Origin of the sequence: Streptomyces hygroscopicus subsp. hygroscopicus (assembly GCF_001553455.1) — a bacterium.
Taxonomy (GTDB): Bacteria; Actinomycetota; Actinomycetes; order Streptomycetales; family Streptomycetaceae; genus Streptomyces; species Streptomyces hygroscopicus.
The window spans coordinates 71,740-91,952 of record NZ_BBOX01000059.1 but is presented as its reverse complement, the minus strand read 5'-3'; the positions used below and the strand labels follow the sequence as shown (position 1 = coordinate 91,952).

Genomic DNA, 20,213 nt, shown 5'->3' with positions numbered 1-20,213 from the left:
TCGTCCAGACCCGGCCTAGCAGCTTGCGGATCACGATGACCGCGCTGGCCAACGCGAAGCTCCGCCGGGGTAGTGCCGCCTGGGCAGTGCCGCCTGGGCAGTTGGGGCGGCACACCCCGGCGGAGCGAAGGTCACCCGGCCTGTTCCTGCAGCTCCGCTGCGGGAGCGGGCGCGGGCATGCGCCAGGCCACGACCGCACCGGTTATGAGCCCCACGGCAGCCAGCAGGGTGGCGACCAGGAACGGATCGAGGGAGTGCAGGGACGGGGCGAAGCCGGTCCCGACGCAGACTGCCACCCCGGTCGCACCGCCCAGTTGGTCAGCCGCGCGCTGGACGCCCGAGGCGATCCCGGCGTCGTCCTCGGTGACGCCGCTGACTGCGAGGTACTGGAGTCCCACGATGCCGAACCCCATCCCGGCCGCGATCAGGAGCATGGCCGGGATCATCGCTACCCCGTCTGCCCGCAGGGCGGAGACGAGCGCGATCGCGGCCATCGCGGCTGCGGTGAACCCGATGCCGGCAAGCACGCATGCGCGTGCTCCCCAGCGGCCCAGCAGGCGGGGCACGAGCATGGAGAACACGATCAGCGAGACCGCCAGCGGCAGCATCGTCAGTCCCGCGCCGAGCGGGCCGATGGCCAGCCGGTCCTGCAGATAGAAGGTGAACAGCAGGAACGAGGTGGACAACGCGCCGCTCAGCAGCATTGTAGTCAGGTTGGCCGCCACGCGCGTGGGGTTGGCGAAGAAGCGCAGGGGCATCAGCGGGTTGCGCGAGCGTGCCTCGACGCGCACGAACCCGGCCCCGGCGGCCACCGCCCCGGCCAGCGTCCCCGGGACCACCCATGCGGGCGTTCCGGGTTCACCAGCCTCGACCATGCCGAGGGTGAACAGCAACGGGCAGGCGGTCAGCAGCAGCGCGCCGGGAAGGTCCAGCAACGAGGCGTCCTTGGCCACGGGCCGATCGCCCTCGACCAGGAAGACGACTGCCGGCAGCACGATCAGGATGAACGGGACCGAGACCAGGAAGATCCACCGCCACCCCAGGTGGGCGGTGATGATTCCGGACAGGACGAATCCGAGCACGAGACCGCAGCTGGCCACCGCCGCCCACACGCTCAGGGCCCGTGACCGACGCGGACCTTCGGGGAACAGCAGGACGATGGTGGCCATCGCGGCAGGCAGCGCGATGGCCTCACCGGCGCCCTGCAGCAAGCGCGCGAGTACCAGCAGGGCAAACGTGGGGGCCAGGCCTGCCAGCAGCGACGCGGCGGCGAACAGGCCGGTGCCGAGCAGCAGCACGCGCTGCCGCCCAAGCAGGTCGCCCAGTCGGCCGCCGAGCATCAGCAGCCCGCCTCCGGTGACTGTGTACCCGACCACGACCCAGGTCAGAGCGGGCCCGTCAACGTCGAAGTCGGCGCCGATCGAGGGCAGGGCGATGTTGACCACGGTCACGTCGACCGCGATGAAGAACTGCAGCATGGACACCGCGCACAGCACCAGCCATGCGCGTGCCGGGGACGGGCTGTGCCCGCGTGAAGAAGGAATGCCTGGAAGCATCAGGTGCTCCGTCGCTCAGAAGGAGTTCCGAGCAGCACGAACGTGCCGCTCCGGTCTGATCACGAAGCGGCTGGACGTCCAGGAAGAGTGTGTGAGTTGAACGCCCCGCCGCTAGCGGGACGTCCTGGTCACTGCGGCGCAAGCGGCCGCGCACGAAGCAGCAGACATGTCGTGAACGCTACCAGGGAGGAGGCGCCCGGGTCAGGCATCTGCCTGACACCTCATGCCTCAATGAGGATCTTGAAAGCGACCAGTCATGTTCGTGTTCCTCAGATCTGTGAGCGGTCAACGACAGGCTCGTAATTCATGGGGCTGGTGTTCGTGGCATGGGACGGTGGTCGACGTGGACAACAGCCAGGAGCAGCTGAGCGGGCTTCCAGAAAGTGTCCGACGCGTTCTGCCGAACCTGCTGCGGGAGGTACGTCTCCCGCTGGGTGACCGGTTGGTGGGCGTGTACCTGTACGGTTGCGCGGTCACCGGCGACTTCGACGAGGGTGTCAGCGACATCGACCTGGTCGTAGCCGTGACGGATGAGCTCGACCACGACACCTTGGGTGGACTCGACATCGCTCACCGACGCGTCTGGGCCGCGCACCCTGATTTCCTCGACCGGATCGATATCGTCTACGCGCCCGTAGAGAGCCTGGCGGGGCAACTGGGCGCCTCTGACAGATCGCCGCGGCTGGCCACCGTGTCACCTGGCTCACCGCTCCACGCCACACCCGCGACTGGGGAATGGGTACTCAACTGGCAGCTTGTCCGGGACACGGGGATCACGCTCGACGGGCTGCCGGTCGGGTCAGTCGTGGCGCCCGTACCGGCGGACAAGGTGCGAGCAGCTGTGGCCGGCATGATGCTCTCCCTGCGCGAGCGGGCGCCGCAGGTCGCGCACCGGGGAGGCCACGCCTACGTGGTCCTCACGACATGTCGGGCGCTGCTGACACTCACGACTGGCCGCCAGTCGAGCAAGGCTCAAGCTGCTCAGTGGGCGCGCGTGCGCTGGCCACACCTCAGCCCTGTGCTCGATGCCGCGTTGGAATGGCGGCAGGCCCAGGCGATTCGGGACGAGACCCCGCTGCCGATGGAACTCACTGCCCAGATCGCTCAGCTGATAGGCATTGCCTGCACCCAGGCTGAGAAAGCCAGGTAGGGCGCTCGGACCGCAGCACGCCGCTGCCGGCAGCGAGAACTGCCCACACCGCGCCGAACGTCGCCAGTGTCGCAAGCTGCTCGATCTGGCCCGTCGGGCACCGTCGAAAACACCATGCCCGGGACAGCGACGGCTCTGTAGGCTCGCCGCCTCGGGAGAGCGAAAGGAATGCTGACCGTGACGGGCGAGGATGTGCTGGAGATCTTGGACGTGCTCCGAAAGGCTGGCACGGATGTCTGGATCGGTGGGGGCTGGGGCATCGATGCCCTGCTGGGAAGACAGACCCGCCCTCACCGGGACCTGGATCTCATGCACCGCCACGAGCAGGAGCCGACTGTGGTTGCGGCTCTTGCCGAAGCCGGATTCTCCGAATCGCTCAACTGGCGCCCCGTGCGTTTCGTCGTCGCGGATGCGACCGGACGCGAGATCGACCTGCACCCTCTGGTCTTCGCACCCGATGGACGTGCCACCCAGGCATCGCTGGAACCAGGGCGCCCGTTCGTCTATCCGGCGGCCTGCTTCGTCACCGGCACCATTCAGCACAGCACCGTTCCCTGCCTGTCCGCTGAACAGCAGGTCTACTTTCACCAGGGCTACGAGCCCAGCGACCGGGACCGCCACGACATGGCCCAGCTCCGCGAGGCATTCGGGATCACTACGCACTTCTGATCCGCTGCACTCTCGGGCCGCGCGGCCGGCTCGGCTTCTTCGCCGGCTCCGGCCGGGCACCGTGACCCGCCGCATCTTCAGCGCGGCGGCGACTTCGCCCAGCGTCAGGCCGTGCGCGGTCCGCAGCCGCTTTCGGTCCTTCGCCGTCGGCAGCGGGACGCGACCAGCGTGTCGACCGCGTCGAACAACTGGAACATGGAACACCTCCTGGCCGAAAAGCGCATAGATGGGCGCATGTTTCGTAAGCATCGCGTATCACACGCGTTCGATGGTGATGAGAGCGGTCCTGGCCAGGGAAGGGCTGGAAACCGTCGCGTCACGCCAGGCCTTTATGGGCAGATACGAGCGGTCGCACGCTCGGAGTAACCAGGGGGTCACGTGGGGTGGAAAGACGCGTTCGGTGACGCGATGGAGGAACTGGAGGCGATACGCAAGCAACTTGGGCGTCTCGACGACCCGACGGTCGGGCTGACAGCACTGCACGGTGACCTTATGAAGAGCCGCCTGAAGGTCCTGGAACAGCTCCAGGCGGGCGTCACCGGATTGCGCGAGGAGAACCGAGAGCTCCGTCGGCGCCAGGACCGGATGATCAACGACCTGAACGAGACGCGGGGCGAGTTCCGGCAGCTCCTGGACCTCGTCGACGTCCTGCGTCCCTTCGCGCCGCCGGAGGGGACAGGCGACAAGCCCGGAGAAGGCACGCGGACGCATCCGGAGGAGACTGCGCAACCGCCCGAGCCCGAGGCGCAGGCCGGCGACGGCTCGACCGCCGAAGCTCGTCCGCCCGTCTCATCCGACACCGACTCCCCGGGGGGAACCATGGAGAACACCGAGCGCCGGCCGCAGCCTGAGCCCGGGAGCCAGGACCAGGACCTCGCGCTGAAGAACGCCATCGAGGCCGCCTACCAGGGCATCGGCACCTCCACCGGCCGGCTCTCCGCTGCCACGCCGCAGGCCCCCGCCGGCGCGGAGGATCCACGCATCGCCCACGGCGTCCTGCTCCTGAAGGCCGCCGGTGTGGCCTCCGCAGAACTGATCGCGCACCGCGACACCTGGGAATGGCTCGCCGCCCTGGCGGTCGACCACAGCCACTTCCGCACCCCGCCCTCTGTCGAGGACATCAACGAAGGCCGCGTCCAGACCGTCCTGTCCGGGCGTTCCCTCATCGCCTTGCTGATCGAGCTGTGGAACACCCGCTCCACCGCCACTCCGCTGCAGAGCGACTGGGCACTGGCCACGACCACCTACAAGCGCATCGCGGCCGAACTCACCGACGTCGCCGGACAAGGCGAGACCATCCGCATCGTCCTGGACGACGGTCGCCCCCACGAGGCCGACGACTGACCAGCACCGCACGCGACAGGCAGACGACGGTCGCCTTCGGATCGATCCGAAGGCGACCGTCCTGCATTCCCTGACGTGGCAGCGACCATGCCTCCGTCCTCTCACGCCTCGGTCCCCAGCGCGGCGGACCGCGGTACAGCGATCCCCGCACCAACCCGGCGGACAGCACGCTCCCCCGAGCCCGCCGGAAAGCGCAACAGCCGCGGCGACACCACCCAGGCCCAGCAACGCGCCGCCCAGGGCGGCACGGCCATCCCGCGCGGCACATCCGCCCTCTCCCGCAAACTCGAAGCCGCCCCGGCTGCACCGCATACAGCGCGGTGAACCTCTGGACAGCAGCACCCGAACGCCGAGTTCCGCTGAGGCAATCACCGGCAGCGTCCGGCACGGCGCCGCGAGGGGCGGCTACGTCCTCGCCCCGAGCGACGGCATCACCGACGCGAACGACGTCATGTCCGCCGTCACGTTCAGCGGTGGACACTTCGACCGCCGCCTGGCCATGGCCGGCTGCGTCGTAGTACGAGGGAGTGGGGGTACGGGCCCGGAGCTGCCCTCCGACGCGCCACCGCACGTGCCGGGTGCTCCGGGCGGCGCCGCATCAGCGGGTGCCTGCCGCGCCCTGCTGGTCACCTGTTCAGCTTCGGCGCGTGCGAGTCAGCAGCTGCGACTCGATGTGCCGAAGTGTGCTGAGGACCGCCTCCGCCTCGGCAGCGTCGGGCACAGCCTCTTCCAGGAGGCTGCTCCAGGCCTCCTGGAGGTGGCGCAGGTTTTCGCCTGCCCGCTGCGTGGGATACAGGCGTACGCGCCGGGCGTCGTCGGGATCGGCCTCACGGCGCACCATGCCCTTCTGCTCCAGCTTGCGCAGTGCCCGGCTGAAGTTGCTGGAGATCAGCCGAGTCGCCTCGGCCGCCTGGGTCGCCGTGGTGCCCGGCTGGTGATCGATGTAGCGCATGACCGCTGCCTCGAGAGGCGTCCACGACTCCGCTGTGTCCGCCTTGGCGGCGTGAAGGTGCCGGCTGATCGCCAGGATCAGGTCGGCGAGTTCGAACAGCCTGGCCTTCTGCTTCTCGTCCACACCCACAGTGTAATTTACCTGTCAGGCGATCGTTATCCTTTGACAGGTAACTCGTCCGCACCTACCTTTGTCCTCAATCGCAGGAAAGATCCGATCGGAGGATTGCTGTTGTCCGTACCTTCACCAGGGTCTTCCGGCAGCAAGATCACACCCGCGTTGCTCACGATGCTCGCGGTACTGGCCAGCGTCGCCCCGTTCGGGATCGACATGTACCTCTCGGCGTTTCCACGCATGGCAGTGGACCTGCACACGAGCGCCACGACCGTCGAACTGACCTTGACCGCATTCCTGCTGGGACTGGCCGCCGGTCAGCTGGTGTTCGGGCCCCTGTCCGACCGCTACGGCCGACGCGGACCGCTGCTGGCCGGTTCGGCCGTGTTCGTCACCGCGAGTGTCCTGGCGGCCCTCGCCCCGACGATTACCGTCCTGGTGACAGCGCGCCTGCTGCAAGGGGCGAGCGCCTCGGCCGGGATGGTCATCGGCCGCGCGGTCATCGCGGACCTGGAGACCGGGCGCTCCGCGGCGCGTGCTTTCAGCCTGATGATGATCGTGAGCGGGGTGGCGCCGGTCGTGGCACCGCTCCTGGGCAGCGTGCTGGCCGGTGCCATCGGCTGGCGCGGTGTGCTCCTGGTGGTGACCGCACTGGCTGTTGCCATGCTCGCCGGTTCCGCGGTGGTCGTGCGCGAGAGCCTGCCGCCCGAGCGGCGAGGCACCGCCCAGCGGGGCGGGTTCCGGCTGCTGGGGCGCCGTGCCTACGGGTCCGCGACCGGGACGCTGGTGTTCTCCTTCGCGGTCCTCATGGCCTACATCTCGGCCTCCCCGTTCCTGTACCAGACGGTCATCGGCGTCGGCGCCGTCCCCTACGGACTGCTGTTCGCGCTCAACGCGCTCGGCCTCGTCGCCAGCAGCGCCCTGTCATCCCGGCTGCTGCACCGCGTCGAGCCGCGCCGCATCGTGGCCATCGGCGTCGCCTGGCTCCTCATCGCCTCGCTCGCGCTGCTCGCCCTGGCACTCACGCCCCTCGGCCCGGTCTGGCTGACGGTGCCCCTGTTCTTCGCGGTCGCCTCGCTGGGTTTCATACTGGGCCCGGCCATGGCTCTCGCCCTCGACGCCGTGCCCGACGCGGCCGGGACCGGATCGGCCGTGGTCGGCGCGGCCCAGTTCGGCCTGGCCGCCCTCATCACCCCGGCCATCAGCGTCGCAGGCCCCCACACGGCCGTCCCCATGGCGATCGCGATCGGCGCGCTCGCCGTCCTCGCCGCTGTCTCCTACGCGCTCTTCCCCCCGAGCGCACCCGCCGTGCAGAACGTCCCGGCAGCGGATGAGACCCCACGCTCCCGCACCCCCTCCACCAGCGCGCCCGAGGGCGCACTCGCGGCACCGAAGGAACACTGACCATGAATCTGATCGGCATCGAAGAACACTGGGTGCTGCCGGAGCTGACCTCCGCTCTCAAGGCCGCCCCCCACCCGGACGAGAGCCTCTTGTTCAACGAGCGCGGGGATGCCCGCGAGCGCCTCGAAGACCTCGGCGCCGGCCGGATCGCCGCCATGGACGCCCAGGGCATCGACCTGGCCGTCCTCGCCCTCACCCCGCCGGGAACCCAGGCCCTGCCCGCGCAGCAGGCCGTCGCGCTCAGCCGTCTGGCGAACGACACCGCCACCGAAGCGGTCCGCGCCCACCCCACGCGGTTCCGGTCGCTGTCGACCCTGCCGCTCTCGTCCCCGCAGCACGTCGCCGCCGAACTGGAACGCGCCACAGCCCAGGGCCATGTGGGAACCATGGTCTACGGCCGGTCCGGCGACCGGTTCCTCGACGATCCCGCCTACGACGACTTCTTCGCCACCGCCGCCGGCCTCGGCCAGCCGGTCTTCATCCACCCGCAGATCCCCTCCGACGCGCTGCGTGACGCCGCCTACCGGGGTTTCGACCCCATGACCGACCTGGGTCTGGCCACTTTCGGCTGGGGATGGCACCTGGAGGCGGCGACCGCGGCACTGCGGCTCATCCTGCGCGGTACCTTCGACCGCCACCCCGACCTGCAGATCGTGCTGGGCCACTGGGGGGAGTTGCTTCCCTTCTGGCTCGACCGGGCCGACAGCCTCGCCCGCATCGCCGGACTCAAGCGGTCGATCTCGGACTACGTCCGTACCAACGTCTTCCTCACGATGTCGGGAATGCTCAACCCCGCCCTGCTGCACCACGCTCTGACGGTGACGACCACCGACCGGCTGATCTTCTCCACCGACTACCCCTTCCAGCAGCCCACCCGAGAGGAGATCGACACCTTCTTCGGCCACCTCGCCACCGACACCGACCGCCGCAAGGTCAGTTCGGCCAACGCCGCCGCCCTCTTCGGCCTCACCCCTGCCACCTCCTGACCGACAGCCCGGTCGGGGCCACTCCCGCAGCCCCGACCACACAGAAACCCGTACCAGCACCAAGGAGAGGATGCGCCATGTCGCAGCCCATCACTGACACCCGAATAGCCCTGATCATCGGAGCGTCCCGAGGACTCGGATGCGCCATGGCGGCGGAACTCGCCGACCGAGGATGGTCGGTCATCGGCACCGTCCGGGGCAGCGCCCGCACCCCGCTGCACGACCTCGCCGACCGCCACCGCGAACGCATCCGCATCGAACACCTCGACATCACCCAGCCCGAAGAACTCGCGCCCCTGCACGAACGACTGGCCGGACAGCAACTCGACGTCCTGTTCGTCAACGCAGGCACCACCAACAACGAGCAGACCCCCATCGGAGCCGTCCCCACCCAGGACTTCGTCGATGTCATGGTGACCAACGCGCTCAGCCCCCTGCGTGTCATCGAAGCACTCGATGACCTGGTCACCCCCACCGGCCTGATCGGCGTCATGTCCTCCGGACAGGGCAGCATCACCAACAACACCAACGGGCTGCGCGAGGTCTACCGCGGCAGCAAGGCAGCCTTGAACATGTTCATGCGCAGCTACGCCACCCGCCAGACCAGCGCCGACCGCTCCCTGCTGCTCCTGGCCCCCGGCTGGATCCGCACCGCCCTCGGCGGCGACGACGCCCCGTACACGGTGGAAGAGAGCACCCCGCTCCTCGTGGACGTCCTGCTCTCCCACCTCGGCAGCAAAGGTCTGGCATTCCTGGACCGCAACGGTCAGCCCGTCCCCTGGTAAGGGAAACCCGGCCACGTCTCGGCCGGCCAAGCCCAAGTGTGCGCAGCCGCCCACCGGTGCCGGTGCCGGCACCCCCACCGGTGCCGGCATCAGTGGGTGAAGACCGCGACGGTGCGGGCCGGCACCGTGAAGGTGCCGGACTTCACCGCGTACGAGGACCTTTTGACGACCGGGTCCGCGCCCTTCGCCTGGGTCGGGTGCAGGCGGTACGCGGTGCCGGCCAGCTCCCCCACTGTCTGCTCCTGCCGCTCGGGCGTCGCGTTCATGACGACGACGAGGTCACCGAGCCGCATGGTGATGACGCCCGGGGTCTCGTCCGTCCCGGAGAGCGGGAAGGACAGTTTCCTCTGGACCTGGGCGGCGGTGCCCAGGTGGAAGGCGGGCTCGGCCGCGCGGATCCGCAGCAGGTCCTGGTAGGCGGCGGAAGCGCCGTGGATCCGCGTACAGTCCGGCACCTGCACCGAAGAGAGCAGCGCCTTCGCGTACGGCCACTTCGCCTCGTTGTCGGCGGCGGGCGGCAGTCCGAGCCCGAAACCGTTGCCCGCGCGGCAGTCCCAGCGGATCGCGTTGAACCAGTCACCGCTGTTAAAGGAGTTGCGGTCGAGGGACTTCGAGCGCAGCAGGTCGCTGCCCGTCTGGGAGAGCGCGGGGCCCTGGGAGAGGGTGGCGGTGGCCAGGGCGAGGACCTGCATACGTGCCCGGTCGGTGGCCGGTGTCCGCTTCGGCAGCTTGTAGGCCAGCGCGTCGTAGAGGGACTCGTTGTCGTGCGCGTCGGCGTAGGCGAGGGCGTCGCCCGGGGCCTGTGCGTAGCCGGCGGGCGCACCGCCGTAGTCGACCTGCGAGCCCTTGACCTTCCTCCCGGCGGTGTCGGTGAAGGTGTAGTCGGCCAGGTTCCCGGAGAGGCCGACCTTGATCAGGTCCTGGTAGTGCAGCAGCCGGGCCTTCTGCTCGGCGGGGGTGCCGTTGGCCTGAGAGTCGTTCGGGTCGGTGTACAGACCGCTCGCGAAGCCCTGCACGCCGGGGTCCTGGTCGAAGGGGGCGCCGCCGCACACGGCGTCGCGGGCCCGGTCGGAGAAGGTGGCGATGCCGGTGCCGGCCATGTTCTTCTGGGTGGCCTGCTCGAAGCGGGCGTCGTCGGCGACCTCGCCGAAGTTCCAGCCCTCTCCATAGAGGATGATCTTTTTGCCCTCGACGCCGTCCTTCGCGAGGGTGAGCTCGTCGAGCGCCCTGCGGACGGCCAGCATGTTGGCCTTGGGGTGGTGGCCCATGAGGTCGAAGCGGAAGCCGTCGACTTTGTACTGCCTGGCCCAGGTGACGACGGAGTCGACGACGAGCTTGCCCATCATGGCGTTCTCGGGGGCGGTGTTGGCGCAGCAGGTGGAGTTCGCGACCGAGCCGTCCGCGTTGAGCCGCTGGTAGTAGCCGGGCACGATCGTGTCGAGGACCGAGTTGTCGTCCTGTCCCGCGGCCGCCGTGTGGTTGTAGACGACGTCCATCACGACGCGCAGCCCGTCCTTGTTCAGGGACTGGACCATCTGCCGGAACTCGACGGTGCGCCGGGGGCCGTCCGGGTCGGAGGCGTACGAACCCTCCGGGACGGTGTAGTGCAGCGGGTCGTAGCCCCAGTTGTAGGCGTCCTTCGGCGCGGTCTTGGTGACGCACGCCTGCTGCTGGTCGCTGTCCGGTGCGAAGGCCGTCAGGTCGCATTCCGGCGTGGCCTGTTCGGATTTCCTCTCGGGGATGGACGCGATGTCGAAGGCGGGCAGCAGATGCACATACGAGGTGCCGGATGCGGCCAGTTCGCGCAGGTGTTTCGAGCCCGCGCTGGCGCGGTCGGTGAAGGCCCGGTAGGTGCCGCGGTCGTCCTTCGGCGTGGTGCTGTCGGCCGCCGAGAAGTCGCGGATGTGCAGTTCCTGGATCTGCGCGTCCTTCATGGCGACGGCCTTCGGCTTGCGCAGGTCCGACCACCCCTTCGGGGCGAGCGCCGGGTCGGCCAGGTCGGCGACCAGGCTGCGCGCGGAGTTCGCGGTCAGCGCCACCGAGTAGGGGTCGGTGACCTTGTTGGTGACGACCTTCCGGACACTCGGCGCCCACACCTTCACCGCGTACCGGTAGGGCTTGCCGCGCCAGGCGGCCGCGGAGCCGGTGGCGGACCAGACGCCGCTCGCGGCGTCACGCCGCATGGCCACCGCCTTGCCACCGATGTCGAGGGTCACCTGGTGCGCGGTCGGCGCCCACACCGACAGGGTCACCGTGCAGCCGGTGAACACCGGCCCCAGGGCGGTTCGCTGGGCCCTCGCCGCGTACAGGTCGTCGAGAACGCCCTGGGTCTGGACGCCGGTCGCGGTGGTGAGCGCGCCGCTCGCGAGGCGCTGGGTGAGCACGACCTGTCCGGTGAGCGCGTCGCGTACCCGGTCGCGGTCCCGCGGATCCACGGTGAATGCCCTGTACCCCTTCAGGTGCGGGTACCTCGCCTTCTGAGCGTCGGTGAGCGAGCTCGGGCTCAGCCGCAGCCAGCGTCCCCCACTGCTGAGCGCGCCGTCCTTGACGGTGATGCCGCCGTTGCGGGAGTACACCAGCTGGGTCGAGGCCGCCGTCTCGGCGTTCACCGGCGCGGGCAGGGCCACGGTGTCGGCGTCGATCCACTGCGCCCGGGCCTTGGTGAGGTCCAGGTCTTCCGGGGCCGCACCGACCGAGGGCAGCAGGTAGCCGCTCTCCCCCGCGGTCAGCCAGACCTCACCTCCGTACGTGGCCAGGTCCAGGGAGCGGTCGCCGGGGATGTCCTTCTGGTCGCCGTTGTGGACGACGTAGCTCAGCGAGGGCGCGCCGTCGGCGAGCGGCACCTCGAAGGTGATGCCGTAGGGGTCCTTGCCGGTCGGCTGCAGCGGCTTCGTCCAGTCCGTCTCCTTCGCGGCGCCGGTCCAGGTGTGCAAGCCCCAGCCGTCGTAGTCGCCGTCGGGGCGGTGGTAGTGGATGACGGCCTTCGTCGTGTCCTGCGGCGGATAGGCGCCGGCGGGCCGGTCCGAGTCCACCGCTTCCGAGTTCTCCTTCGTCCACACCTCACCGGTGGCGGCGAAGTCCATCACCCGCTGCGGGCCTTCGGGTACGCCGTCGCGCACCACGGTGAAGGGGATCCTGCCCGTGCCCTCGGCCGGGGTCAGCCAGGCGAAGGCTCCGTATGCGTCCCGTCCGGAGAAGGCGGCGGTGGCCCCGTCCGCCGTTCTCAGGGTCAGCCCGGTGTAGTCGCCGTCGGCGCGCCGGTAGTGCACGACCGCGTGGCGGGGTTCGGCCGCGGGCTTCCCGGTCGCGGGGGGCTGCCCCGCCGTCGTGTCGGCGAGGGCGCTCGCGGTGCGTCCGGCGCGGTCCACCACAACCGCCTTGTAGCGCAGCGGCGTTCCGGCGGACACGGTGTCCGGGATCACCTGCGTGATCCGGTACGGGGCGTGGTCGGCCGTGCCGAGCGTGCGCCACCTGCCACCGCCCACCTGAGCCGCGAAGACGACGCGGGCACCCGCGGTCTCCCCCGGATCGGCCGAGAGCGTGACCGTACCGGTGGCACCGGCGTCCGGAGCCTTCAGCGACAGCGAGGGCCCGGCAGCCGGCTCGCCAAGACGCCGCTCCGCGCGCAGCACCATCGAGGACAACGCCGGAACCGTCACCCTGATCCGCCCGCCCGAGGCCCGTTTCGTGCCCGCTCCTCCGTACACGGCACGGAAGGTGGCCGACGCGCCCGACTCCACCGGCAGTTCGACCGTCCTCGCCTCGCTCGCGTTGTTCACCGCGACGACGAACTCACGGTCGGCACCGGTACGCGAGAACGCGTACACCGAACCCTTCGCGTACAGTTCCTTCTGCGCCCCGTCGGCCAGTGCCGGATACTTCTCGCGCAACGTCGACAGCGCCGCGATCGACCGGTACAACGGATGCGCGACGTCATACGCGTCGCTCGCGTGGGTGCGCTCCGTACCGATCTCGTCGTCGTCCAGATAGTCGGCCACTCTGGAGGCGAACATCGTCTGGCGTCCGTAGACGTCGTCGCCGGAGCCGGTGAAGCCCTGCTCGTCACCCGAGTAGATCACCGGGTTACCGCGGGTGAGGAACATCACCTCATGGGCCAGCCGGTCCCGTCGCAGCAGTTCCGCGTCGCTCGCATGCGGGTGGTCGGATGCGATGAATGACCCGATGCGGCCCATGTCATGGCTGCCGAGGAAGGTGACCTGGCTGTACGCGTTCGTCTTGTCGGTCGCGTACCGGTAGTCCTGCGCGAACACGGTGGCCAGGTCGCTCGGCGGGCCGCCGCGCGAGGCGTAGTCGCGCACCGCGGACTGCAGCGGGAAGTCGAGGGTGCCGTCGAGACGGCCCTGGGTGAGGTAGGGCGCCGTGACGGCGGGGTCGGCGGAGAACGCCTCGGCGAACAGGAAGAAGCCGTCGCGGCCCTTCTTGGCCGCGTACCGGTCCAGTGCCGTGGCCCACTGCGTCCAGAATTCCATGTTCACGTTCTTGGCGGTGTCCACCCGGAAGCCGTCGACGTCGAAGTCGTCGACCCACTTCTGGTAGATCTTCTCCATGCCCCGGACGACCTCGGGCCGCTCGGTCCACAGGTCGTCAAGACCGTAGAAGTCGCGGTACAGGGCGCTCTCGCCGGCGAAGGTGGAGTCGCCGCGGTTGTGGTACATCATCGTATCGTTCAGCCAGGCCGGGACCATGTCACCGGTGTTCTCCGGCGTGTACGGCGGTGAGTCGCTGTCGACCTTCGTCATGCCCCGGCTGTCGTCGAAGGGGCGGCCCTCGGTGTCGAGGTACGGGTAGGCGCCCTTGGCCCGGTAACCGTACTTCTTCTCCGCGTAGGTGATGGTGTCGGCGGTGTGGTTGGTGATGACGTCGAAGTAGACCTTCATGCCCTTGGCATGGGCCTTGGAGATCAGGGCCCGCAGGTCCCGGTCCGTGCCGAAGTGCGGGTCGACGCTGGTGAAGTCGGTGACGGCGTAACCGTGGTAGGAGGCGCTCTCCTTGCCGCCCCGCACCCGGACCGTCTTGTTGCGGAAGACGGGCGTGAGCCAGATCGCCGTGGTGCCGAGGCCCTTGACGTAGTCGAGCCGCTTCGTCAGGCCCTTGAGGTCACCGCCCTGGTAGAAGTCCTTGTCGGTCGGGTCGAAGCCGGTACGGGAGCGGTCACCGCTCATGCCGCCCCTGTCGTTGGACGGGTCGCCGTTGGCGAAGCGGTCCGGCATGAGGAGGTAGAACTGTTCACGGCTCACGGCGGGGCGGGCCGGCTGCGCGGCGAGCCGGGCGTCGGAGGGAGGCGGCGGGGGTGTGTGCGTGGCCGGCACCGCGTGGGCGGTCCCGGGTAGTGTCGCCGCCACGAGGGCCGCGAGTGCGGCGGCCAGGACGGATCTTCGCAGGTTGCCGGTCACGCGTCGGTGCTCCTCGTCTGTGAGCGGCCAGGCCAGGTCAGGTCGGGCCGGGCCGGGTCGTGGCACGGGTGCGGCCGCCCGGCACCCGCGGGGGTGCCGGGCGCCGGGCGGCCGTCTCGGTGGACAGCTGCGGGTCAGCCGCGCCAGGTGTCGTTCAGCGCGACGGTGTCGGAGGACGAGACGGTCGCGGTGCGGTTCGCGCCGCTCTCCCAGGTGACCTTGCCGTTCGCGTCCTTGCGCAGGTACTTGTACTCGAAGGAGATCCCGGCGGGCAGGGCGACGTCGCGTTTCCAGACGGGGTACGCCGCCGGATCCAGCTTCAGGGCGTTGTCCGGGTTCCAGTTGCCCAACTGGGCCGTGTTGCCCACCACATACGCGTTCTCGCCCCATGTGGTGGTGGCGTTGACGCGGAAGGAGGCGCCGGTGGCCGGAGCGGGGTCGGCTCCGTCCGCGCCGCAGGTCTTCGCGCCGGTGTGCAGTGCGAGCGCGGCGTTGGCGGCGATGGTGGCCGTGAACTGGCCGGCGGAGTTCACCGTCACGCCCTTGCCGGTCTGCACGTCGCAGTAGTCGCCGGCGGGCAGCGACGTCTGGAAGGTGCGGGTCAGCGACGAGCCTTCGTGGTTGATGGCGACGTACGCCTTGTCGCCACGGCCGAACGCGATCTGGTTGTTGCCGTTGTCCCACCAGTTCGTGACGGCCTCGCCGTGCGCGGTGTTGCGCCAGGCCACCATGCTCGCGATCTCACGCCAGGCGTGCTGGCACTTCCAGCCGTCGGTGCCGCAGGCCGTCACCTTGCCGCCGGCCGGGCCGCCGGCGTCCTTGTCACCGAACTCGTATCCGGAGTGCACATCCGGAGCGCCGTACGGCCATGCCAGGGAGAAGATCTGGGCGAGCGTGTAGATCGCGCCGTCCTTGTAGGTGAGGGTCCTGCCGCTGCGTTCGGTGTCGTGGTTGGTGACGAACACGGACGCTTTGCCGCTGGGCAGATAGCCCCATGCCTCGCCGAAGTTCTTCAGGGACGCGAGCTTGTCTCCGCCGAAGATCCGCTTGAGGTCGTACGCGTAGCTGAACTCCTGTGGGTCGCCGACGCCCGTGTACTCGCCGGGCTGCACGGCCTCGCCCGGGGCACCGATCGTCTCCAGCTTCATGTACGCGTTCGGGTCGGTCAGCCGCGACCTGATGTTCGCGAGGTCCTCGACGGCGATGTGTTTGGCGGCGTCGACGCGGAAGCCGTCGGCGCCCAGGGAGAGCAGATCGTTCAGGTACCCGGCGATGGTCTTGCGGACATACTCCTCGCCGGTGTCGAGGTCGGGCAGGCCCGACATCTCACAGTGCTGGACGTTCCAGCGGTCCGCGTAGTTGTTGATGTCGGTGCGGCAGTCGTCCATGTCCGCGCCGGAGTAGGTGCCCGGGTAGTCGTACTTGCTGTACGTGGAGCCTCCGGTGCCGGTGCCGGAGGAGTTGGCCATGTGGTTGATGACCGTGTCGACGACGACCTTCACACCGGCCGCGTGACAGGTGTCGATCATGTTCTTGAAGGCGGCGCGGTCACCGAGCCTGGTAGCGATCTTGTAGCTGACCGGCTGGTACGCGGTCCACCACTGGCTGCCCTGCACGCGCTCGTTGGGGGGTGAGACCTGGACGTAGCCGTAACCGGCCGGGCCGAGGGTGTCGGTGCACTCCTTGGCGACCGACGCGAAGTTCCACTCGAACATCACCGCGGTGACGTCCTTCTCGCCAGGCGGCGCGGCCTGCGCCGGGGCCGGGACCGTGACGGCGGCAGCGGCTCCCGCCAGGACGGCGAGTGCAGCGGCCACGGACTTTCTGGCCATGGTTCCTCCTGAGTCGAAGGGCAACGCGCCATGCCCATACAAGGGGTGGGGGGATCGGTGGGCTCGACGGCCCGATGAATCCTGTATGAATCTTGCTGCAAGTAGTTGCGAGGCGAACGTACGAGCCGACGGCCCCTCGGTCAACCCTTTGGACCGCACGCTTCTCAACTCGCGGCGGAAGAGGGGGAATTATCGCAGCAAGGACTTACGCATCGATTCCATCAGTGTTACGTTCAACCACGCCGTACGGTCCGGGCCGGGGGCCGGCCCCGGACCGGAGCAGCACGCCTTGACACCGCGTGGGCACCTACCCGTCGGCGGGCCGGCGGACCAGCTGCGCCGTGGAACCCCGGACCACCAGTTCGGGCTGGAAGACGAACTCCGTGCGCTGCACGGGGGTGCCGCCGATCTCCTCCAGGAGCGCTCCGACCGCCGCCGTCGCCATCGCCTGCACGGGCTGGCGCACCGTGGTCAGCGGCGGATCGGTGAACGGGATCAGCGGCGAGTCGTCGAAGCCGATCACCGAGATGTCCCGCGGCACCTCGGATCCGCGGGCGCGCACCGCCCTGATGACACCGAGCGCCATGGGGTCGCTGCCGCAGACGATGCCGGTGCAGCCCAGGTCGAGCAGCGCACCGCCGGCCGCGTGGCCGCCTTCGACGGTGAACAGGGTGCGCTGGATCAGCTTCTCGGCCTCGTCACGGGGCACGCCGAGAAGGCTGTGGACCGCGGCGGCGAAGCCCTCCGCCTTCCGCCGCGAGGGCACGAACCGGGTCGGGCCGACCGCCAGTCCGATGCGTTCGTGCCCCAGATCGATGAGATGGCGTACCGCCATCTGCGCCGCCGAACGGTCGTCGGGCGACACGAAGGGCGCGTTGATGTGCTGGTTGAACCCGTTGATGAGGACGAACGGCACCCCCCGCTCGGCGAGCCGGGAGTAGCGCGAGGCGTCCGCGGTGATGTCCGCGTGCAGGCCGGAGAGGAACACGATGCCGTTGACCCCGCGCTCCTGTAGTTGCTCGACCAGTTCGTCCTCGGTGGCCCCGCCCGGCATCTGGGTGCACAGCACCGGCGTATAGCCGTATCCCGCCAGGACCTGCTCGATGACCTGCGCGAACGCCGGGAAGATCGGGTTGGTCAACTCCGGGATGACCAACCCGATGAGACCGGCGCTGCGCCTGCGCAGCCGGGTGGGCCGCTCGTAGCCGAGCACGTCGAGTGCGGCGAGAACCTTCTGCCGGGTGCCGGCCGCGACCCCCGGCCTGCCGTTGAGGACACGGCTGACCGTGGCCTCGCTCACCGCGGCCTGGGCGGCGATGTCATGGAGCCGCAGGGTGCCGCTCTCCGCGCCCCGCGACACGGGAACCGTCATACCGCCCACCACACGGTGGTGTCGGCGGGCAGGTCGAGCCGGCCGTCCGCGACGGTGACCGGGCCGGAGGCGAGCAGCACCCGGCCGGGGGCGGCGATCCGGACCGCGGCGCCCGTGGTGTTCACGGTGCAGGCGAAGCCCGGCCGGTCGAATCGCAGGATGCCCGCCGGAAGCTCGTCGTGCCAGGTCACGTCGGTGCCGGCGCCGAGGCCCGGCAGCTCTCGGCGCACGGCGAGCGCGCAGCGGTACATCTCCAGGGTGGAGTCCGGGACGCCGGTCTGTGCCTCGACGCTCAGCTCGCCCCAGGTGTCCGGCTGCGGCAGCCAGCTGCCCCCGTCGCCGAAACCGTACGAGGGCCCGGTGCGCGTCCACGGGATCGGCACCCGGCAGCCGTCGCGGAAGCCGTCCTGGCCCTGGGCGCGGAAGAACGACGGGTCCTGGCGCACCTCGTCGGGCAGGTCGGTGACGTCGGGCAGGCCGAGTTCCTCGCCCTGGTAGAGGTAGGCGGAGCCGGGCAGGGCCAGCATCAGCAGGGTGGCGGCGCGGGCGCGGCGCAGGCCGAGCTCACGGTCGCCGGCGGTGCGGATCTGGGTGCCGAGGCCGGGAGGGTTGGCGTAGCGGGTGGCGTGCCGGGTGACGTCGTGGTTGGACAGGACCCAGGTGGCCGGGGCACCGACCGGACGCATGGCGTCCAGCGAGCTGTCGATGAGGCGGCGCAGCTCGGCCGCCTCCCAGGGGGCGCTGAGGTACTGGAAGTTGAAGGCCTGGTGCAGCTCGTCGGGGCGTACGTACAGCGCGGTGCGCTCGACGGTCGGCGTCCACGCCTCGGCCACGAAGATGCGGTCGCCGTCGTACTCGTCGAGGACGAGCCGCCACGAACGGTAGATCTCGTGGACGCCGTCCTGGTCGAAGAAGGGCATGACGGCGTTGCCGAGCAGTTTGAGCTGGTCGCCGCCGCCGAGGTCGGGCAGGCCCTCGGCCTTGACCAGGCCGTGGGCGACGTCGACGCGGAAGCCGTCGACGCCCATGTCGAGCCAGAACCGCAGGATCGAGCGGAACTCGTCGGCGACGGCCGGGTGCTCCCAGTTCAGGTCGGGCTGTTCGGGCGCGAAGAGGTGGAGGTACCACTCGCCGTCGGGGAGGCGGGTCCAGGCGGGGCCGCCGAAGATGGACTCCCAGTCGTTGGGCGGCAGTTCGCCGTGCTCGCCCTTGCCGGTGCGGAAGTGGTAGCGGTCGCGCAGCGGCGACCCGGGGCCCTCGGCGACCGCCCGCTTGAACCACTCGTGCTGATCGGAGGAGTGGTTGGGCACGAGGTCGACGATGATGCGCAGGCCCAGGGCATGGGCGTCGCGGATGACCGCGTCGGCGTCGAGAAGCGTGCCGTACATGGGGTCGACGGCCCGGTAGTCGGCGACGTCGTAGCCGCCGTCGGCCTGCGGGGAGGCGTAGAACGGGCTCAGCCAGACCGCGTCCACGCCCAGGTCGCGCAGGTAGGGCAGGCGCTGCCGGACGCCTTGGAGGTCGCCGGTACCGTCGCCGTCGCTGTCGGCGAAGCTGCGCGGGTAGACCTGGTAGATGACGGCGTGGCGCCACCAGTCCGCGGCCTCACGGGCCGGGGAGGCGTACACGGGCGAGGGGTCCGTGAAATGCTGGCTCATGGTGTCCTCAAGGCGTGAGGGGCTGGACAACTGGTCGGTGATACGGGGCGGATCAGCCCTTGGTGCCACCGGCGGTCAGGCCGGTCACCAGGTTCTTCTGGACGAGGTAGAAGACGGCGGAGATCGGGACGGCGATCAGTACGGCTGTCGCGGCCATGTAGTGGCGCTGCGCGTCGTGCTGGCTGATGAAGCTCTGGAGCCCGACGGCGAGGGTGTACTTCTGGTCGTCGAGCAGGAACGCGTTGGCGAACGCCACCTCGCTCCACGCCGTGATCATGGTGTAGAAGGCGGCGACAGCCAGGCCCGGCCGGGCCAGCGGCAGGATCAGCCGCCAGAACGTGCCGAAGGGGCTGAGCCCGTCGACCCGGCCGGCCTCGTCGATCTCCATCGGGATCGTGTCGAAGTAGCCCTTCATCAGCCAGGCGCAGTACGGCACCGCGGTCGTGAGGTAGACCAGGATGAGCGCGGCGTAGGTGTCGATGAGGCCGAGGTCCGACAGGATCACGTACATCGGGACCATCAGGACCGCGACCGGGAACATCTGCGTGACCAGCAGGACCCACATGAACTTCCGGTAGCCCGGAAAGCGCATCCGGGAGACCGCGTATCCGCTGGTCGCCGCGGTGAGCACGCCGATCACCGTCGTGCCGCCCGACACGATGAGCGTATTGCCGAGCCATTTGAGGAAGTTGGTGTGTTGCAGCACGAACGAGTAGTTGCTCAGGGTCGCCGTGTCGAGGATGCGCGACGGGTGAAGGTAGTCGTCCTTGTCCGGGCCGAGCGACAGGAAGACCAGCCAGCCGATCGGGAACAGCGCGACGAGGCTCGCGACGACGAGGACGGCGTGCGAGGCGGCCGACGCCGTGCGGCTGCGCCGGCCACGGCGCGGAGCGTGCCGCGGCACGGCCGTCCCGGTGCGGTCCGGGCCCGGGGTCTTGGTAAGGGTCTGGGTGCTCATGATGGTGGCTGCTCCTGCG

The 20,213-nt window shown here is 69.7% G+C and carries 13 protein-coding genes and 1 pseudogene; 6 read left to right on the top strand and 8 right to left on the bottom strand.

Going from position 1 to position 20,213, the window contains the following annotated elements; genetic code table 11:
- Positions 1 to 131 precede the first annotated feature (131 nt).
- Complete coding sequence (locus AXW62_RS07905; RefSeq protein WP_060943865.1) at positions 132 to 1,484, bottom strand: MFS transporter; 1,353 nt, start codon at positions 1,482 to 1,484, stop codon at positions 132 to 134.
- Between the two features lie 415 nt (positions 1,485 to 1,899).
- Here AXW62_RS07905 and AXW62_RS07900 point away from each other — a divergent pair, with 415 nt between their 5' ends.
- Together AXW62_RS07900 and AXW62_RS07895 are read left to right on the top strand one after the other, a co-directional pair.
- The gene (locus AXW62_RS07900; RefSeq protein WP_159060829.1) at positions 1,900 to 2,706 is read left to right on the top strand and encodes an aminoglycoside adenylyltransferase domain-containing protein; all 807 of its coding nucleotides are present in this window, start codon (positions 1,900 to 1,902) and stop codon (positions 2,704 to 2,706) included.
- 177 nt (positions 2,707 to 2,883) lie between these two features.
- Positions 2,884 to 3,375 (top strand): nucleotidyltransferase domain-containing protein, encoded by a 492-nt coding sequence (locus AXW62_RS07895; RefSeq protein WP_174556363.1) that lies wholly within the window; start codon positions 2,884 to 2,886, stop codon positions 3,373 to 3,375.
- Between the two features lie 13 nt (positions 3,376 to 3,388).
- On the opposite strand, the pseudogene AXW62_RS46910 reads toward AXW62_RS07895, so the two are convergent.
- Positions 3,389 to 3,572, bottom strand: a pseudogene (locus AXW62_RS46910) (hypothetical protein); the annotation flags it as partial.
- A gap of 181 nt (positions 3,573 to 3,753) precedes the next feature.
- Here AXW62_RS46910 and AXW62_RS07890 point away from each other — a divergent pair.
- The gene (locus tag AXW62_RS07890; RefSeq protein ID WP_252368531.1) at positions 3,754 to 4,719 is read left to right on the top strand and encodes a hypothetical protein; all 966 of its coding nucleotides are present in this window, start codon (positions 3,754 to 3,756) and stop codon (positions 4,717 to 4,719) included.
- A gap of 634 nt (positions 4,720 to 5,353) precedes the next feature.
- On the opposite strand, the gene AXW62_RS07885 is transcribed toward AXW62_RS07890, so the two are convergent.
- Entirely contained in the window at positions 5,354 to 5,794 is a 441-nt protein-coding gene (locus AXW62_RS07885; RefSeq protein WP_060943861.1) for a MarR family winged helix-turn-helix transcriptional regulator, read from the bottom strand.
- Positions 5,795 to 5,902: 108 nt separating this feature from the next.
- Between AXW62_RS07885 and AXW62_RS07880 the strand changes: the two genes are divergently transcribed.
- The 3 genes from AXW62_RS07880 to AXW62_RS07870 all read left to right on the top strand — a co-directional run bounded on the left by AXW62_RS07880 (position 5,903) and on the right by AXW62_RS07870 (position 8,960).
- The gene (locus tag AXW62_RS07880; RefSeq protein WP_252368530.1) at positions 5,903 to 7,189 is read left to right on the top strand and encodes a multidrug effflux MFS transporter; all 1,287 of its coding nucleotides are present in this window, start codon (positions 5,903 to 5,905) and stop codon (positions 7,187 to 7,189) included.
- 2 nt (positions 7,190 to 7,191) lie between these two features.
- Positions 7,192 to 8,175, top strand: a complete 984-nt coding sequence (locus AXW62_RS07875) for an amidohydrolase family protein (RefSeq protein WP_060943860.1) — start codon at positions 7,192 to 7,194, stop codon at positions 8,173 to 8,175.
- 77 nt (positions 8,176 to 8,252) lie between these two features.
- The gene (locus tag AXW62_RS07870) at positions 8,253 to 8,960 is read left to right on the top strand and encodes an SDR family NAD(P)-dependent oxidoreductase (RefSeq protein ID WP_060943859.1); all 708 of its coding nucleotides are present in this window, start codon (positions 8,253 to 8,255) and stop codon (positions 8,958 to 8,960) included.
- Between the two features lie 89 nt (positions 8,961 to 9,049).
- Here the strand turns inward: AXW62_RS07870 and pulA are convergent, their stop codons facing one another.
- From pulA to AXW62_RS07845, 5 genes are all read right to left on the bottom strand, one after another.
- Positions 9,050 to 14,374: a pullulanase-type alpha-1,6-glucosidase gene (pulA, locus tag AXW62_RS07865; RefSeq protein ID WP_060943858.1), complete on the bottom strand. Its 5,325-nt coding sequence runs from the start codon at positions 14,372 to 14,374 to the stop codon at positions 9,050 to 9,052.
- 134 nt (positions 14,375 to 14,508) lie between these two features.
- Positions 14,509 to 16,206, bottom strand: coding sequence for a carbohydrate-binding module family 20 domain-containing protein (locus AXW62_RS07860; RefSeq protein ID WP_060943857.1), 1,698 nt, complete (start codon positions 16,204 to 16,206; stop codon positions 14,509 to 14,511).
- Between the two features lie 307 nt (positions 16,207 to 16,513).
- Positions 16,514 to 17,578 carry a LacI family DNA-binding transcriptional regulator gene (locus tag AXW62_RS07855; RefSeq protein ID WP_060943856.1) on the bottom strand — a complete coding sequence of 355 codons (1,065 nt, stop codon included), beginning with the start codon at positions 17,576 to 17,578 and terminating at the stop codon, positions 16,514 to 16,516.
- Positions 17,575 to 19,236 carry a glycoside hydrolase family 13 protein gene (locus AXW62_RS07850; protein WP_060943855.1) on the bottom strand — a complete coding sequence of 554 codons (1,662 nt, stop codon included), beginning with the start codon at positions 19,234 to 19,236 and terminating at the stop codon, positions 17,575 to 17,577. The genes AXW62_RS07855 and AXW62_RS07850 overlap by 4 nt, the downstream gene beginning before the upstream one ends.
- A gap of 52 nt (positions 19,237 to 19,288) precedes the next feature.
- Entirely contained in the window at positions 19,289 to 20,194 is a 906-nt protein-coding gene (locus AXW62_RS07845) for a sugar ABC transporter permease (protein ID WP_060943854.1), read from the bottom strand.
- Positions 20,195 to 20,213: the final 19 nt, after the last annotated feature.

Excerpts from the sequence above, each read along its gene's own strand:
- AXW62_RS07875 (WP_060943860.1), top strand. The coding sequence starts at position 7,192 with ATGAATCTGATCGGCATCGAAGAACACTGGGTGCTGCCGGAGCTGACC.
- AXW62_RS07870 (WP_060943859.1), top strand. The coding sequence starts at position 8,253 with ATGTCGCAGCCCATCACTGACACCCGAATAGCCCTGATCATCGGAGCG.
- AXW62_RS07860 (WP_060943857.1), bottom strand. The coding sequence starts at position 16,206 with ATGGCCAGAAAGTCCGTGGCCGCTGCACTCGCCGTCCTGGCGGGAGCC.
- AXW62_RS07855 (WP_060943856.1), bottom strand. The coding sequence starts at position 17,578 with ATGACGGTTCCCGTGTCGCGGGGCGCGGAGAGCGGCACCCTGCGGCTC.
- AXW62_RS07850 (WP_060943855.1), bottom strand. The coding sequence starts at position 19,236 with ATGAGCCAGCATTTCACGGACCCCTCGCCCGTGTACGCCTCCCCGGCC.
- AXW62_RS07845 (WP_060943854.1), bottom strand. The coding sequence starts at position 20,194 with ATGAGCACCCAGACCCTTACCAAGACCCCGGGCCCGGACCGCACCGGG.